Below are 347 nucleotides of genomic sequence, written 5' to 3' on the forward strand. Positions count from 1 at the left end.
TTGCTTCTCAGTCCGAACAGGTGCCCCCTGATCGTCCAGGCCTGCATCAATGGCGCGCGTCCGCGCGATTTTCATCCCTTGCTGCCGCTGACGGTGGCGGCGATGGCCGGGGATGCCGCGGCTTGCGTGGCGGCGGGTGCGGCCGAGCTGCACATCCACCCGCGCGGCGCCGATGGGCGCGAGAGCCTGGGCGCCGTCGATGCAACGATGCTTGCCGTGCGCCAGGCCTGCCCGGGCACGCTGATCGGCGTGTCGACCGGCGCCTGGATCGAGAACGACGAGGCGCGCACCCGGGCGGCGATCGCCGCCTGGCGCGAACTGCCCGACTATGCCTCGGTCAATCTGTC

1 protein-coding gene is annotated in these 347 nt (G+C 71.2%); it reads left to right on the plus strand.

Annotation, left to right across the window (positions count from 1 at the left end; genetic code table 11):
* Positions 1–27 precede the first annotated feature (27 nt).
* The coding region (locus EN862_RS35230) for a 3-keto-5-aminohexanoate cleavage protein (protein ID WP_193771639.1) at positions 28–347 on the plus strand (320 nt) is incomplete at its 3' end.

Origin of the sequence: Mesorhizobium sp. M2E.F.Ca.ET.219.01.1.1 (assembly GCF_004016445.2) — a bacterium.
Lineage (GTDB): Bacteria > Pseudomonadota > Alphaproteobacteria > Rhizobiales > Rhizobiaceae > Mesorhizobium.